The 14,811-nt window shown below is 71.1% G+C and carries 14 protein-coding genes, 1 tRNA gene and 1 other RNA gene; 9 read left to right on the top strand and 7 right to left on the bottom strand.

The annotated features are described in order from the left end of the window. Window positions 1-11: 11 nt before the first annotated feature. Window positions 12-1,349, bottom strand: coding sequence for a glutamine synthetase family protein (locus GJR97_RS02185; protein WP_154344864.1), 1,338 nt, complete (start codon window positions 1,347-1,349; stop codon window positions 12-14). Between the two features lie 87 nt (window positions 1,350-1,436). Here GJR97_RS02185 and panB point away from each other — a divergent pair, with 87 nt between their 5' ends. Continuing rightward, window positions 1,437-2,324 carry a 3-methyl-2-oxobutanoate hydroxymethyltransferase gene (panB, locus tag GJR97_RS02180; RefSeq protein ID WP_154344863.1) on the top strand — a complete coding sequence of 296 codons (888 nt, stop codon included), beginning with the start codon at window positions 1,437-1,439 and terminating at the stop codon, window positions 2,322-2,324. Between the two features lie 25 nt (window positions 2,325-2,349). Here the strand turns inward: panB and GJR97_RS02175 are convergent, their stop codons facing one another. After that, on the bottom strand, window positions 2,350-2,535 hold the full coding sequence (locus tag GJR97_RS02175) for an SPOR domain-containing protein (protein WP_129233531.1): 186 nt from the start codon (window positions 2,533-2,535) through the stop codon (window positions 2,350-2,352). 11 nt (window positions 2,536-2,546) lie between these two features. Here GJR97_RS02175 and map point away from each other — a divergent pair, with 11 nt between their 5' ends. After that, a complete protein-coding gene (gene map, locus GJR97_RS02170) occupies window positions 2,547-3,410 on the top strand; it encodes a type I methionyl aminopeptidase (protein WP_154344862.1) in 864 nt (287 codons plus the stop codon). Between the two features lie 62 nt (window positions 3,411-3,472). Continuing rightward, window positions 3,473-4,228 carry a polyphosphate--glucose phosphotransferase gene (ppgK, locus tag GJR97_RS02165; RefSeq protein WP_154344861.1) on the top strand — a complete coding sequence of 252 codons (756 nt, stop codon included), beginning with the start codon at window positions 3,473-3,475 and terminating at the stop codon, window positions 4,226-4,228. Window positions 4,229-4,256: 28 nt separating this feature from the next. Here ppgK and rnpB read toward each other — a convergent pair. From rnpB to GJR97_RS02140, 5 genes are all read right to left on the bottom strand, one after another. Then, window positions 4,257-4,632: RNase P RNA component class A (rnpB, locus tag GJR97_RS02160), an RNA gene on the bottom strand. 40 nt (window positions 4,633-4,672) lie between these two features. Continuing rightward, window positions 4,673-5,410 (bottom strand): zinc ribbon domain-containing protein, encoded by a 738-nt coding sequence (locus GJR97_RS02155; RefSeq protein WP_324613033.1) that lies wholly within the window; start codon window positions 5,408-5,410, stop codon window positions 4,673-4,675. Between the two features lie 64 nt (window positions 5,411-5,474). Beyond that, the gene (locus tag GJR97_RS02150) at window positions 5,475-6,296 is read right to left on the bottom strand and encodes a Nif3-like dinuclear metal center hexameric protein (protein WP_324613032.1); all 822 of its coding nucleotides are present in this window, start codon (window positions 6,294-6,296) and stop codon (window positions 5,475-5,477) included. An 82-nt stretch (window positions 6,297-6,378) separates the two neighbouring features. Beyond that, window positions 6,379-6,451 (bottom strand) — tRNA-Val (locus GJR97_RS02145). 63 nt (window positions 6,452-6,514) lie between these two features. Further along, window positions 6,515-6,976, bottom strand: a complete 462-nt coding sequence (locus GJR97_RS02140) for a peroxiredoxin (protein ID WP_324613031.1) — start codon at window positions 6,974-6,976, stop codon at window positions 6,515-6,517. Window positions 6,977-7,135: 159 nt separating this feature from the next. Between GJR97_RS02140 and aceE the strand changes: the two genes are divergently transcribed. The 6 genes from aceE (at window position 7,136) to GJR97_RS02110 (ending at window position 14,784) form a co-directional block, all read left to right on the top strand. Then, window positions 7,136-9,862 carry a pyruvate dehydrogenase (acetyl-transferring), homodimeric type gene (gene aceE / locus GJR97_RS02135; protein WP_324613030.1) on the top strand — a complete coding sequence of 909 codons (2,727 nt, stop codon included), beginning with the start codon at window positions 7,136-7,138 and terminating at the stop codon, window positions 9,860-9,862. 14 nt (window positions 9,863-9,876) lie between these two features. Further along, window positions 9,877-11,091 (top strand): PucR family transcriptional regulator, encoded by a 1,215-nt coding sequence (locus GJR97_RS02130; protein ID WP_324613029.1) that lies wholly within the window; start codon window positions 9,877-9,879, stop codon window positions 11,089-11,091. A 91-nt stretch (window positions 11,092-11,182) separates the two neighbouring features. Beyond that, window positions 11,183-12,106, top strand: coding sequence for an ACP S-malonyltransferase (locus GJR97_RS02125; RefSeq protein WP_324613028.1), 924 nt, complete (start codon window positions 11,183-11,185; stop codon window positions 12,104-12,106). Window positions 12,107-12,136: 30 nt separating this feature from the next. Beyond that, complete coding sequence (locus GJR97_RS02120) at window positions 12,137-13,141, top strand: beta-ketoacyl-ACP synthase III (protein ID WP_154344859.1); 1,005 nt, start codon at window positions 12,137-12,139, stop codon at window positions 13,139-13,141. Window positions 13,142-13,210: 69 nt separating this feature from the next. Then, window positions 13,211-13,459: an acyl carrier protein gene (locus GJR97_RS02115; RefSeq protein ID WP_154344858.1), complete on the top strand. Its 249-nt coding sequence runs from the start codon at window positions 13,211-13,213 to the stop codon at window positions 13,457-13,459. An 89-nt stretch (window positions 13,460-13,548) separates the two neighbouring features. Then, window positions 13,549-14,784 (top strand): beta-ketoacyl-[acyl-carrier-protein] synthase family protein, encoded by a 1,236-nt coding sequence (locus tag GJR97_RS02110; protein WP_154344857.1) that lies wholly within the window; start codon window positions 13,549-13,551, stop codon window positions 14,782-14,784. Window positions 14,785-14,811 lie beyond the last annotated feature (27 nt).

Genomic DNA, 14,811 nt, shown 5'->3' with positions numbered 1-14,811 from the left:
GGTGCCGACCGTCAGAGGATCTCGAGGTTGCGGTACAACTCGAACGGAGTGACCTGCGTGCGGTAGTCGCGCCATTCGGCACGCTTGTTCGCGAGCACGTAGTTGAAGACGTGCTCGCCCAGCGTGTCCGCGACGAGCTCGGACGTCTCCATGTACTCGATGGCGTGGTCGAGACTCGCCGGCAGAGGTCGGTACCCGAGCGCGCGCCGCTCGCTGTCGGTCAGGGCCCACACGTCGTCCTCGGCCTCGGAGGGGAGTTCGTACCCCTCCTCGATGCCCTTGAGGCCCGCGGCGAGCAGCAGCGAGAACGCCAGGTAGGGGTTCGCGGCGGAGTCGATGGCGCGGTACTCGACGCGCGCGCTCTGCCCCTTGTTCGGCTTGTACAGCGGCACGCGCACGAGGGCCGACCGGTTGTTGTGACCCCAGCAGATGAAGCTCGGGGCCTCGTCTCCGCCCCAGAGCCGCTTGTAGGAGTTCACGAACTGGTTCGTGACGGCCGAGATCTCGTTCGCGTGGCGGAGGAGGCCCGCGATGAACTGGCGGCCGATCTTGGAGAGCTGGTACTGCGCGCCCGGCTCGTAGAAGGCGTTCGCGTCGCCCTCGAAGAGCGACAGGTGCGTGTGCATGCCCGAACCGGGCTTGTCGGAGAACGGCTTCGGCATGAACGTCGCGTAGACGCCCTGCTCGATGGCGACCTCCTTCACGACCGTGCGGAAGGTCATGATGTTGTCGGCCGTCGTCAGCGCGTCGGCGTAGCGGAGGTCGATCTCGTTCTGTCCCGGACCGGCCTCGTGGTGGCTGAACTCCACCGAGATGCCGAGGTCCTCCAGCATCCGGACGGACCGACGTCGGAAGTCGTGCGCCGTGCCACCGGGGACGTTGTCGAAGTACCCGGCCGAGTCGACGGGCTGCGGGCCCTCGGGGCCGTACTTCGAGGACTTGAGCAGGTAGAACTCGATCTCGGGGTGCGTGTAGAACGTGAACCCGGCGTCGGCGGCGCGCGCGAGCGTGCGCTTGAGGACGTTGCGCGGGTCGGCGACGGCCGGCTCGCCGTCGGGAGTGGTGATGTCGCAGAACATGCGCGCCGTGGGGTCGATGTCACCGCGCCACGGCAGGGTCTGGAAGGTGGTCGGGTCGGGGTACGCGAGGAGGTCGGACTCGAAGGTCCGACTGAGACCCTCGATCGCCGACCCGTCGAAGCCGATGCCCTCGGTGAACGCCCCCTCGACCTCGGCCGGCGCGATCGCGACCGACTTCAGCGTGCCGACGACGTCCGTGAACCAGAGCCTGACGAACTTGACTCCTCGTTCCTCGATGGTCCGGAGAACGAAGTCGCGCTGCTTGTCCATGCACACCCTTCCTCGATGCTCTCAGCGTAGTCGGTCGGGCCCCGCGCTCCCGCCCGGATGACGGCGGTGCTGTGCGAGACTGGCGCCATGTCCGACCACGCATCCGACGGCGCAGCGACCCCCTCCGAGGCCCCCGTGGCCGAGAACCCCTACGGCGGCGCCTCGAGCACCGCGGGGGGCCCGAAGCGAGTCCGCACGCGGCACTTCCAGAACGCCAAGCGCGACGGCATCAAGATCACCGGCCTCACGAGCTACGACCAGCTCACTGCGCGCATCTTCGACGAGGCCGGCGTCGACTTCCTGCTCGTCGGGGACTCGGCCGGCAACAACGTGCTCGGGTACGAGACGACCCTTCCGGTCACCGTCGACGAGCTCATCCCGCTCACGCGCGCCGTCGCCGGCGCGGTCGAGCGCTCGTTCGTCATCGCCGACATGCCGTTCGGCTCGTACGAGAACGGACCCGACGAGGCGCTGCACACCGCCATCCGCTTCATGAAGGAGGCCGGCGCGCACGCGGTCAAGCTCGAGGGCGGCGAACGCAGCCAGAAGCAGATCCGCCGCATCGTCGGCGCGGGCATCCCGGTCATGGCGCACATCGGGTACACGCCGCAGAGCGAGCACGGGCTGGGCGGTCACATCATCCAGGGGCGCGGCGAGGGCGTGAAGCAGCTGCTCGCCGACGCCCGGGCGGTCCAGGACGCCGGTGCGTTCGCCGTCGTCCTCGAGATGGTGCCGGCGGACGCCGCACGGCAGGTCACCGAGCTGCTCCACATCCCGACGATCTCGGTGGGCGGGGGCCCGCACTGCGACGGACAGCTGCTCGTGTGGACCGACTGGGCCGGGCTGACCACCGGCCGGATCCCGCGGTTCGTCAAGCAGTACGCGAACCTGGCGAGCGTGCTCGGCGACGCCGCCCGGGAATGGCGGGCGGATGTCGCCTCGGGCGCCTACCCGACGGACGAGCACTCCTACTGACGGTCCGCCCGGCCGCCTGGGCCGCTCACTCCTCGGCGGCCTCCTCCTCGGCCCACTTCGCGCTGTTGGCGCGGAGGATCTCCAGGGCCTGCTCCGCCTCGGCCCGAGTCTCGAACGGACCGACACGCTCGACGGCCGGCGAGACCAACCCCTCTTCGACCTCACCCGTGTTGAGGTTGTACCAGAACTGATGCTCCACGTCCCTCGACATAGGCTGATCCTATGCCCAAGGACCCCGCCGGCCACCTGATCTCCGGCCGACTCTCACCGACGCGCGCGGTGCCGACGACGATCGCACGCCCCGAGTACGTGGGCCGTGCGGCGCCCTCGCCGAACACGGGCGGCGATCGGTACACGCCTGACGAGGTCGAGCGGATCCGAGCGGCAGGGCGGATCGCGGCCGGCGCCATCGAGGCCGCCGCGGCGGCCATCCGCCCCGGCGTGACGACCGACGAACTCGACCGGATCGCGCACGAGTACGTCGTGTCGCACGGCGCCTACCCGTCGACGCTCGGCTACCGCGGGTACCCGAAGTCCTCGTGCACGTCGGTGAACGAGGTGATCTGCCACGGCATCCCCGACGACACCGTGCTCGACGAGGGCGACCTCGTCAACATCGACGTGACCGCCTTCCTCGACGGCATGCACGGCGACACGAACGCCACCTTCCCGGTCGGCGAGGCCGACGAGGAGTCGCGGCTGCTGGTCGACCGCACGCGCGAGGCGCTGGCCCGCGGCATCCGCGCCGTCGCCCCGGGCCGGCAGGTGAACGTCATCGGCCGGGCCATTGAGTCGTACGCCAAGCGGTTCGGGTACGGCGTGGTGCGCGACTACACGGGCCACGGCGTGGGACGGGCGTTCCACACCGGGCTCGTCATCCCGCACTTCGACGACCCGGCCGCGACCTCGGTGCTGGAGACCGGGATGGTCTTCACGATCGAGCCGATGCTGACCCTCGGGACGACCGAGTGGGACCTGTGGTCGGACGACTGGACCGTCGTCACGCGCGACCGGTCGCTGACCGCGCAGTTCGAGCACACGCTCGTCGTCACCGAGCGCGGCGCGGAGATCCTGACCCTGCCCTGATCACCTTGCCCGGACGCCCGCGTCGGCCCGGGCACGCCGCCCGTGCGCGGTATCGTGGCGCCATGGCGACTGAACGCGCGATCGGCATCGACATCGGCGGAACCGGCATCAAGGGCGCTGTGGTCGACCTCGGCACCGGCGAACTGGTCACCGACCGCATCAAGGTGAAGACGCCGCCCGGCGGTCGGCCCGCCGACATCCTGCAGGCCACCGCGGAGCTCCTGGCGGAGGTCGCCGACCGCGGCCACACCTCCCTGCCGCTCGGCGTGTGCTTCCCCGCGATCGTCAAGCACGGCCGCACGCTGTCCGCGGCGAACGTCTCTGACGAGTGGATCGGCCTGGATGCCGAGCGGATGTTCGAGAAGGAACTGCGGAGCGAGATCCACTTCATCAACGATGCGGATGCCGCCGGCTACGCCGAGGCCACGTTCGGCGCCGCCAAGGACGAGGACGGCCTCGTCATCCTGACGACGCTGGGCACGGGGATCGGCTCGGCGCTCATCTTCGACGGCGTCGTCGTGCCGAACAGCGAACTCGGGCATCTCGAGATCGACGGGCACGACGCCGAGTCGCGCGCCGCGTACTCCGCGATGGAGCGCGAGGACCTGTCGTGGACGCAGTGGGCCGATCGGCTCCAGCGCTACTACTCGCACGTGGAATTCCTGTTCTCGCCCGACCTCTTCATCGTCGGCGGCGGGGTGTCCAAGCACCACGATGAGTTCCTGCCGCTGCTCGACCTGAAGACGCCCATCGTGCCCGCCGTGCACCGCAACAACGCCGGCATCCTCGGCGCCGCCGCCCTCGCGGCGAGGTTCTGAGTCCCGCGCCCGTCACGGGCGGGTGGGGCGAGCGGGCCGGCTGATACGCCGGGTTCTGTTCACCGGGCGCTTGCGCGACACCGGCTGGACGGCCATCTCTCTCGGAGCTGCGTCACCGCAGCCCTCCAGCGGCCTACCCGGGGACGGGACGGGCAGCCCCATGGTCCCCTGTCTGACCTTGCTCCGGACGAGGTTTACCGAGCCGACCGCGTCACCGCGGCCGCTGGTGGGCTCTTACCCCACCGTTTCACCCTTACCGCGGGCCGAGGCCCGTGGCGGTCTGCTTTCTGTGGCACTGTCTCGCGGGTTGCCCCGGGTGGGCGTTACCCACCGTCCTGCCCTGCGGAGCCCGGACGTTCCTCGGCACCCGATCTCTCGGGCGACGCGGCCGTCTTGCCGACCCGCTCGCCCCTCAAGGCTACCGCTCCGGGCGCGGTGCGCCGGTCAAAGCCCGGATTCCGCCGTTCGCACGAGGATCCGGTCGCACTCCGGGCACTGCACGACCTCGTCGTCGGGGGTGCGGCGGACCGCCTCGAGGTCGGACCCGGTGAGCGTGATCGTGCAGCCGCCGCACGTGCGCTGGCGGAGCAGGGCCGCGCCGATGCCGCCGCCCCGGACCCGACGGTCCTCGTAGAAGCGGAGCAGGTCGTCGGGGATCGTCCCGGCGAGGGTCCCCCGGTCGCGCTCCGCCTGCTCGCGCTCGGTGCCGAGCCCTCCGGCCGCCTCGTCACGTGCGGCCTCGAGCGTCGCGGTCGACTCGGCGAGCTCGGCCCGCTCGCGGTCGATCCCGGCGACGTGCGACTCGGCCTCCTCCACCTTCTCCATCACGACGAGCTCGGCGTCCTCGAGGTCGCTGAGGCGCTTGCGGAGCGAGGCGAGCTCGGCCTCGAGCGCCTGCACGTCCTTCATGGACGAGGTGTGCGTCAGCCGGTCGCCGTCGCGGGCGATGCGCTTCTCGACCACCTCGACGTCCGACTCGATGCGGCCGAGCTCGGTGCGGGCGTCCTCGAGGGCGCCGATCGCCTCGGCGCGCCGGCCGCGCACCGCCGTGTCTCGCTCCGCGAGGGACGCGAGCTCGGCCGTCTGCGGGAGTGAGCGCAGGCGATGCGCGAGCTGCTGCAGTCGGGTGTCGATGGCCTGGAGGCGGAGCAGCTGCTCCTGGTCGGCGGGGCTGGCCTTCACGTGGTGCTCCTCGTTGGGGTTCGGAACGGGACGGATCGAGGTCGGGTGCTCGGCGCGGGGCGGGTCACTGCACGACCTGGAAGTCCCACGGGTCGGTGCGCAGGTCGCTCACCGCGACCTCGAGGTCGGGGTGCGCCTCGCGGAGCTGGAGGGCCGCAGCCTCGAGCCACAGCCATTCGCTGGCCCAGTGCGACACGTCCACGAGCGCCGGTCCGCCGCCGAGCATCGCCTGCTCACGTGCCTCGGACGCCGGGTGGTGCCGCAGGTCTGCCGTGACGTACACGTCGGCGGACCGCACGGCCTCGTGTGCGAGCAGCGAGTCGCCCGCACCGCCGCAGACCGCGACGGTCTCGACGTGATCGTCGAACCCGCCCGCCACGCGCACGCCCGTCGCCGTGGGCGGGAGGATCTCGGCGAGGCGACGCGCGAGCCGGCCCAGCGTCGTCGGCTCGGGGAGGCGCCCGACGCGGCCGAGGCCTCGCGCGGCAACCGTCGCATTCGGCACGATCGGGATCGCGTCGACGAGGCCGAGGCGTTCGGCGAGCACCGCCGACGTGCCGGTCTCGACGACGTCGGCGTTCGTGTGCGCGCCGACGAGCGCGCAGTCGGCGCGGATGAGCTTCGCGAGCAGCGCGCCCTTGTAGCGGTCCTCGGCGATCGAGGTGATGCCGCGAAGCAAGAGGGGATGGTGCGCCACGATCAGGTCGGCGCCCTCGGCGACGGCCTCGTCGACGGTCGCCGCGACGGCGTCGACCGCGAGGAGCACGCGCGAGACCTCGCTCGCCGGGTCGCCGGTCACGAGCCCCGGCGCGTCCCACGGTTCGGCGCCGGAGACGGGCCACAGGCGCTCCACGGTCGAGAGGACGTCGGCGAGGCGGACTGGCACCCGCCCAGCCTACGCCGAACCGCGCGGTGAGCCGGGCCCGCGGTCGCCGGCCGCGACCCGCCTCCGTTCGCACAGGATCCGGTGGGCCCTGCCGGGCTCGAACCGACGACATCCACGGTGTAAGCGTGGCGCTCTACCAACTGAGCTAAAGGCCCCCGCCGCGCTCGGCGGCACTTCGATCGTAGCGTCGGCGGCCGCGGCATCCGCCCGCATCGGGATCACCCGAGCGCCGCGAGCGCCTCCCGATACGCGGCGAGCGGGCGCGCCTCGCCCGGCGACGCCTCGAACGACGAGCGGATGACCCCGTCGGCGCCGATCACGAAGGTGGCGCGTCGCGCGAACCCGGCCGCCTCGTCGAACGCGCCGTAGGCGCGCGCGACCGCACCGTGCGGCCAGAAGTCGGAGAGGAGCGTCAGCCGCACGCCCTGCTCCTCGGCCCACGCGCGCAGCGCGTGCTTCGAGTCGACGGACGCCACGAACAGGTCGGCGCCCGCCGCGTCGAACATCGAGGACGCGGCATCGAGCTCGGCCAGCTCGGCCGTGCAGATGCGCGAGAAGGCGAACGGCACGAACGCCAGTACGGCGGCCCGGTCGCCGCGCAGCGCCGCGAGCCGGTGCGATGCGCCGTGCTGATCGGGCAGTGCGAACTCGGGCGCGGGCGCCCCGGAACCGAGGATCACGGAGCCTCCCTCGGGCTCTGACTGGACGCGCGCCAGCCTAGACCGTCATGGGCCGCCGTAGAATCACTAGGATGGCGTGGTGCCCCCGACCGTGACCCGGTCTTCGTCGTGCGCAACGCACGGTTCAGAGGCACGATCTGCTGAAGAGAGAGGTCGAGTGTGACTGTCAACGACCAGGACCCGTACTCGGTCGAGGCGATGGACTCCGATCCGGAGGAGACCAACGAGTGGGCTGAGTCCCTTGACGCCCTCGTCGCCGAGAAGGGCCACCAGCGCGGGCGCGAGATCATGCTCAGCCTGCTCAAGCGCTCGAAGGAGCTCCACCTCGGCGTCCCCATGGTGCCGACCACGGACTACCTGAACACGATCGCGCCCGAGAACGAGCCCGCGTTCCCCGGCGACGAGGAGCTCGAGCGCCGCTACCGCGCCTGGATCCGATGGAACGCCGCGATGCTCGTGCACCGCGCGCAGCGCCCCGGCATCGGCGTGGGCGGCCACATCTCCACCTACGCCTCGTCTGCGGCGCTGTACGAGGTCGGGTTCAACCACTTCTTCCGCGGCCAGGACCACCCCGGCGGCGGCGACCAGATCTTCGTCCAGGGGCACGCCTCCCCCGGCACGTACGCCCGCGCGTTCCTCGAGGGCCGGCTGTCGACCGACCAGCTCGACGGCTTCCGCCAGGAGAAGTCGCATGCTCCGGCGGGCCTGTCCTCCTACCCGCACCCGCGCCTCATGCCGGAGTTCTGGCAGTTCCCGACCGTGTCGATGGGCCTCGGCCCGATCAACGCGATCTACCAGGCGCAGGCGAACAAGTACCTCACCAACCGCGGCATCAAGGACGCCTCCGACCAGCACGTCTGGGCGTTCCTCGGCGACGGCGAGATGGACGAGGTCGAGAGCCGCGGCCAGCTCCAGGTCGCCGCGAACGAGGGCCTGGACAACCTGACCTTCGTCATCAACTGCAACCTGCAGCGCCTCGACGGCCCCGTCCGCGGCAACGGCAAGATCATCCAGGAGCTCGAGAGCTTCTTCCGCGGCGCCGGCTGGAACGTCATCAAGGTCGTCTGGGGCCGCGAGTGGGACGACCTGCTCGCCCGCGACCAGGACGGCGCGCTGCGCAACCTCATGAACGTCACGCCCGACGGCGACTACCAGACCTACAAGGCGGAGTCCGGGGCGTACGTGCGCGAGAACTTCTTCGGGCGCGACCCGCGCGCGCTGGAGCTCGTCAAGGACCTCTCCGACGAGCAGATCTGGAACCTCAAGCGCGGCGGCCACGACTACCGGAAGGTCTACGCGGCGTTCAAGGCGGCGACCGAGCACAAGGGCCAGCCCACCGTCATCCTCGCCAAGACCATCAAGGGCTACGGCCTCGGTCCGGCGTTCGAGGGGCGCAACGCGACCCACCAGATGAAGAAGATGACGCTGGACAACCTGAAGACGTTCCGCGACACCATGCGCATCCCGATCTCCGACGCGCAGCTGGAGGAGAACCCGTACCTGCCGCCGTACTACCACCCCGGCAACGACGACGAGGCCATCCAGTACCTTCACGAGCGACGCCGCGAGCTCGGCGGCTACCTCCCCGAGCGCCGATCGAACCACACCGCCATCTCGCTGCCCGACGACTCGGCGTACGCGATCGCGAAGAAGGGGTCGGGCACGCAGGAGGTCGCGACGACCATGGCGTTCGTCCGGCTCCTGAAGGACCTCATGCGGTCCAAGGACTTCGGCAACCGCATCGTCCCGATCATCCCCGACGAGGCCCGCACGTTCGGCATGGACGCGTTCTTCCCGAACGCGAAGATCTACAACCCGATGGGCCAGCACTACACGTCGGTCGACCGCGAACTGCTCCTGGCCTACAAGGAGAGCCCGCAGGGCCAGATCGTGCACGTCGGGATCAACGAGGCGGGCGCGCTCGCCGCGTTCACCGCCGTCGGCACGTCCTACTCGACGCAGGGCGAGCCGCTCATCCCGATCTACGTCTTCTACTCGATGTTCGGCTTCCAGCGCACGGGCGACGCGATGTGGGCGGCGGGCGACCAGATGGCGCGCGGCTTCATCATCGGCGCCACCGCGGGCCGCACGACGCTCACGGGCGAGGGCCTGCAGCACGCCGACGGGCACTCGCCGCTCCTCGCGGCGACCAACCCGGCGGTCGTGTCGTACGACCCGGCGTACGGCTACGAGATCGGCCACATCATGCGGTCGGGCCTGGATCGCATGTACGGCGGCACCCACGCCGACCCGAACGTCATGTACTACCTGACGGTCTACAACGAGCCGCTCGTGCAGCCCGCCGAGCCCGAGTCGGTCGACGTGGACGGCATCGTCCGCGGCATCCACCGCATCTCGGAGGGCTCGGGCGAGGGCCCGAAGGCGCAGCTGCTCGCCTCGGGCGTCGCGGTGCCGTGGATCATCGAGGCGCAGCACCTGCTCGCGCAGGACTGGGGCATCTCGGCCGACGTGTGGTCGGTGACCAGTTGGTCGGAGCTCGCGCGCGACGGCCTCGCCGCCGACGAGCACAACTTCCTGCACCCGGACGCCGAGCGCCACGTGCCGTACCTCACGCAGAAGCTCGCGGGCGCCCGCGGTCCGTTCGTCGCCGTCTCCGACTTCATGCACGCCGTGCAGGAGCAGATCCGGCCCTTCGTGCCCGGACAGTACGCGACGCTCGGCGCCGACGGCTTCGGCTTCTCGGACACCCGCCCGGCGGCGCGTCGATTCTTCAAGATCGACGGCCCCTCGGTCGTGGTTCGGACGCTGCAGCTGCTCGCCGAGCGCGGCGAGGTCGACCGGTCGCTGCCGGCGCAGGCGATCGAGCGGTACCGCCTCCACGACGTGAACGCGGGCACGACCGGCAACGCCGGCGGCGAGAGCTAGCAGGCGTCCAGACGGTGGCGACGAAGCCCAGAACCAAGGCGGAGACCCTCGCGTGGTTGCGCACCATCTCGGGTGAGCTCTCGACCCAGACGCTGAAGCGCCTGGAGGACACGCTGCCCTGGTACGGCGAGATGCCGCCGAGCCGGCGCTCGGCGGTGGGCCTCGTCGCGCAGGCGGGCATCTCGTCGTTCATCGCCTGGTTCGACGATCCACGGTCGACGCCGTGGATCGCCGCCGACGTCTTCGGCGCGGCGCCGCGCGAACTCCTGCGGTCGGTGAGCCTGCAGCAGACGCTGCAGCTCATCCGGGTGACGGTGGAGGTCGTCGAGGAGCGCGTGAAGGACGGCGGCGAGCCGCTCCGCGAGGCGATCCTGCTCTACTCCCGCGAGATCGCGTTCGCCGCCGCCGACGTCTACGCACGTGCTGCCGAGGCGCGCGGCCTCTGGGACGCGCGCCTCGAGGCGCTCGTCGTCGACTCGATCCTCTCGGGCGAGTACGACGACGAGCTGCCGAGCCGCATCGCGGCGCTCGGCTGGCACGGCCACGGCGAGGTCGCCGTGCTCGTCGGCACGGCTCCGAAGCTGTTCGACGTCGACCAGGTGCGCCGCGCCGCACGGCACATGCACGCCGACGTCCTCATCGGCGTGCAGGGCAATCGCCTGGTCGTCGTGATCGGCCGGGCCGAGCCGAGCAGCGGCGAGTCCGAGGAGTCGGTCGGGACCGCGCCCGCGCTCTCGTTCATCGAGATCGCCACCCAGCTGGAGTCGAACTTCGGACCCGGTCACCTGGTGCTCGGACACGAGGTGCCGAACCTCGTCGATGCGTCGAAGAGCGCGAAGGCGGCCCTCGCGGGATTCGCGGTCGCGCGGTCGTGGCGGCACGCGCCCCGACCGGTGCACGCCGACGACCTGCTCCCCGAGCGTGCGCTCGCGGGCGACCCGCTCGCCCGCGCAACGCTCGTGCATCGCATCTACCGCCCGTTGCAGGCGCACTCGACCGAGCTGCTCACGACGCTCTGGAGCTACCTCGACAACGGCCGGTCCCTCGAGGCGACCGCGCGTGAGCTGTTCGTGCATCCGAACACGGTCCGCTACCGCCTGAAGCGCGTCTCCGACGTGATCGGGTGGGATGCCACGGGCGCACGTGAGGCGCTGATCCTGCAGTCGGCGCTCATCATCGGGTCGATGAGCGATCACGAGTCGACGCCGCGCCGCCGTCCGTCGAACTGACGGGTGATATGTGCGCGCAGGACAAGGGTCCGTCGAATACCTTGTGCCGAGTGCACACACATCCCCCGCGCGGGATTGGCAGACTGAGACGGTGATCGTCGTCGTCTGCCCTGGTCAGGGCTCCCAGACCCCCGGTTTCCTCGCCCCCTGGCTCGCCGAGCCGGCATTCGCCGAGCGCCTCTCCGCGCTGTCCGAGGCCGCCGGCGTCGACCTCGCGCTGCACGGAACCGAGAGCGACGCCGACACGATCCGCGACACCGCGATCGCCCAGCCGCTCATCGTCGCGGCCGGCATCCTGGCGTTCGACGCGCTCGCGGCCGACGGCCGAGCCGCCCGCATCGGCGGCGTCGCCGGCCACTCGGTCGGCGAGATCACCGCGGCCGCCGCGACCGGGGTCCTCGGCGATGCCGACGCGATGCGCTTCGTCGCCGAGCGCGGGCGCGCGATGGCGGATGCCGCAGCGACCGTTGCGACCGGCATGAGCGCGGTCATCGGCGCAGACGAGGCCGAACTGCTCACCCGGCTCGAGTCGCTCGGCCTCGAGCCCGCGAACTTCAACGGCGGCGGCCAGATCGTCGTCGCGGGCGCCCTCGAGGCGCTCGAACAGCTCAAGGCGGAGCCGCCGGCCGGCGCCCGGGTCATCCCGCTGCAGGTCGCCGGCGCGTTCCACACGCGCTACATGCAGCCAGCGCGCGATCGCCTCGCCGCAGTCGCCTCCGCGTTCTCCCCGGCGGACCCCGCGCTCACGCTCTGGACGAACCGCGACGGCTCGACCGTGGTATCCGGAACGGACTTCGTCGACCTGCTGGTCGGCCAGGTCGCCTCGCCGGTGCGCTGGGACCGCTGCATGTCGTCGTTCGCCGACGCGGGCGTGACCGGCATCATCGAGCTCGCGCCGGCCGGCGCGCTCGTCGGCCTCGCCAAGCGCGCGCTGAAGGGCGTGCCGACGGTCGCGGTCAAGACCCCCGACGACCTCCCCGCCGCGATCGCGCTCCTCGAGCAGCAGGCCGCCTGAACCCCCGCACCCCACGACACGAGAGAACGCATGACGCACCCCACGCTCAGCCAGTCGACCGGTCCCGCCTACACCCGCCTGTACTCGGTGGGCGCGGCACGCGGCGAGAACGCGGTCCCGAACGACGACCTCGTCGGACCGATCGACTCGTCGGACGAGTGGATCCGCCAGCGCACGGGCATCGTCACGCGCGTGCGCGCCGGCGCCGACGTGCTCGCGGTCGACCTGGCGACGGATGCCGCGCGCGAGGCCATCGAGCGCTCGGGCGTGCCCGCCGACCGGATCGACCTCGTGATCGTCGCGACCATCTCGAACGTGCAGCAGACCCCGTCGATCGCGGCGGTCGTCGCGGACCGCGTCGGCGCGAACCCGGCCGCCGCGTACGACATGAACGCGGCGTGCGCGGGCTACGCCTACGCCGTGGCGCAGGCCGACGCGCTGATCCGTGCCGGCGCCGCGCACTACGCACTCGTCATCGGCGCCGAGAAGCTCTCCGACGTCGTCGACCCGACCGACCGCACGATCTCGTTCCTGCTCGGCGACGGCGCCGGTGCGGTGGTCGTCGGCCCGAGCGACGAGGCGGCCATCGCGCCGACCGTGTGGGGCTCCGACGGGTCCAAGGCGGGCGCCGTGGGCATGAACCACACGCTCGTGGAGTTCCGCGACGGCGCGTCGGAGTGGCCGACGCTCCGCCAGGAGGGCCAGACGGTCTTCCGCTGGGCCGTGTGGGACATGGCGAAGGTCGCCAAGCAGGCGCTGGACGCCGCGGGCGTCACCGCCGACGACCTCGCCGCGTTCATCCCCCACCAGGCGAACATGCGCATCATCGACGAGTTCGCCAAGCAGCTGAAGCTGCCCGACTCGGTCGTGATCGGCCGCGACATCGCGACGACCGGCAACACGTCGGCCGCGTCGATCCCGCTCGCGATGCACCGACTGCTCGAGGAGAACCCCGGGCTCTCCGGAGGCCTCGCCCTCCAGATCGGCTTCGGCGCCGGACTCGTCTTCGGCGCCCAAGTGGTGGTTCTGCCCTGAGCCGCCGTTCCCCGTCCATCTAGACTGTGTCTCGGTCATACGAGACATACCCCTGCAAGGAGAAGAACCATGGCATCGACCCGCGAAGAAGTGCTTGCCGGCCTGGCGGAGCTCATCAACGACGAGACCGGCATCGCGACCGACACGGTCGAGCTCGACAAGTCGTTCACCGACGACCTCGACATCGACTCCATCTCGATGATGACGATCGTCGTCAACGCCGAGGAGAAGTTCGACGTCAAGATCCCCGACGAAGAGGTCAAGAACCTCAAGACCGTCGGTGACGCCGTCGACTTCATCGTCAGCGCGCAGGCCTAGTGACGTTCGGACGGGTCGGCGTGCGACGCCGGCCCGTCCGTTCCGTTCCACGCCGTTTCGTTCCCATCGCCCCATCGGAGTGACTTCGTATGACCAAGAAGATCGTGATCACGGGCATCGGCGCGACGACGCCGATCGGCGGCACCGCCCGTGACAGTTGGAAGGCCCTGCTCGCCGCCGAGTCCGGCGCGCGCACCCTCGAGCAGGAGTGGGTCGAGAAGTACGACCTGCCCGTGACGTTCGCCGCGTCGGCCAAGGTCCAGCCGGCCGACGTGCTCGAGCGCCACGAGCTCAAGCGCCTCGACCCGTCCAGCCAGTTCGCCCTCATCGCCGGACGCGAGGCATGGGCGGATGCCGGTGCGCCCGAGGTCGCCCCCGAGCGACTCGCCATCGACTGGGCGACCGGCATCGGCGGCGTGTGGACCCTGCTCGACGCATGGGACACCCTGCGCGACCGCGGCCCGCGTCGCGTGCTGCCCATGACCGTGCCCATGCTCATGCCGAACGGCCCGGGTGCCGCGGTCGGCATGGACCTGCACGCGCGGGCGGGTATCCGCACCGTCGTATCGGCCTGCGCGTCGAGCACCGAGTCGCTCGTCAACGCCTGGGAGCACCTGCAGGACGGCGTCGCCGACGTCGTCATCGCGGGCGGCTCGGAGGCGGCGATCCACCCCGTCACCATCGCGTCGTTCTCGTCGATGCAGGCGCTCTCGCGCCGGAACGACGACCCGGCGATCGCCTCGCGTCCGTACGACGTGGGTCGCGACGGCTTCGTCATGGGCGAGGGCGCCGCCGCGCTCGTGCTCGAGACCGAGGAGCATGCGAAGGCGCGCGGTGCGCGCATCTACGCCGAGCTGCTCGGCGGCGCGATCACGAGTGACGCGTACCACATCACGGCGCCCGACCCCGAGGGTTCGGCGGCCGCACGCGCGATGAAGGCCGCGATCGAGGGGGCGGGTGCGAGCCTCTCCGACGTGCGCCACGTCAACGCGCATGCGACGAGCACGCCCGTCGGCGACATCGCCGAGTACAACGCGCTGCGCCGCGTGTTCGGCGACGGCCTCGACGACATCGCGGTCACCGCGACGAAGGCCTCGACCGGGCACCTGCTCGGCGGCGCCGGTGCGATCGAATCGATCTTCACGGTGCTGGCGCTCCACGAGCGCACCGCTCCCCCGACGATCAACCTCGACGACCAGGACCCCGAGATCCCGCTCGACGTCGTGACGTCGCCGCGCGCGCTCGGCGAGGGCGACCTCATCGCGATCAGCAACTCGTTCGGCTTCGGCGGGCACAACGCGGTCGCCGCGTTCCGCGCCGTCTGATCGACCTCGGACGCCGAGGCATCCGAC

The sequence above is a fragment of the Agromyces kandeliae genome, from assembly GCF_009674665.1.
GTDB lineage: Bacteria > Actinomycetota > Actinomycetes > Actinomycetales > Microbacteriaceae > Agromyces > Agromyces kandeliae.
Note: the sequence above shows the minus strand (reverse complement) of the source record. Positions and strands in the feature narration are given on the sequence as shown.

Bases quoted from the DNA above. Each gene is read 5' to 3' on its own strand.
- GJR97_RS02185 (WP_154344864.1), bottom strand. From the start codon at position 1,349: ATGGACAAGCAGCGCGACTTCGTTCTCCGGACCATCGAGGAACGAGGA.
- panB (WP_154344863.1), top strand. From the start codon at position 1,437: ATGTCCGACCACGCATCCGACGGCGCAGCGACCCCCTCCGAGGCCCCC.
- GJR97_RS02175 (WP_129233531.1), bottom strand. From the start codon at position 2,535: ATGTCGAGGGACGTGGAGCATCAGTTCTGGTACAACCTCAACACGGGT.
- GJR97_RS02115 (WP_154344858.1), top strand. From the start codon at position 13,211: ATGGCATCGACCCGCGAAGAAGTGCTTGCCGGCCTGGCGGAGCTCATC.
- map (WP_154344862.1), top strand. From the start codon at position 2,547: ATGCCCAAGGACCCCGCCGGCCACCTGATCTCCGGCCGACTCTCACCG.
- GJR97_RS02120 (WP_154344859.1), top strand. From the start codon at position 12,137: ATGACGCACCCCACGCTCAGCCAGTCGACCGGTCCCGCCTACACCCGC.
- GJR97_RS02110 (WP_154344857.1), top strand. From the start codon at position 13,549: ATGACCAAGAAGATCGTGATCACGGGCATCGGCGCGACGACGCCGATC.
- ppgK (WP_154344861.1), top strand. From the start codon at position 3,473: ATGGCGACTGAACGCGCGATCGGCATCGACATCGGCGGAACCGGCATC.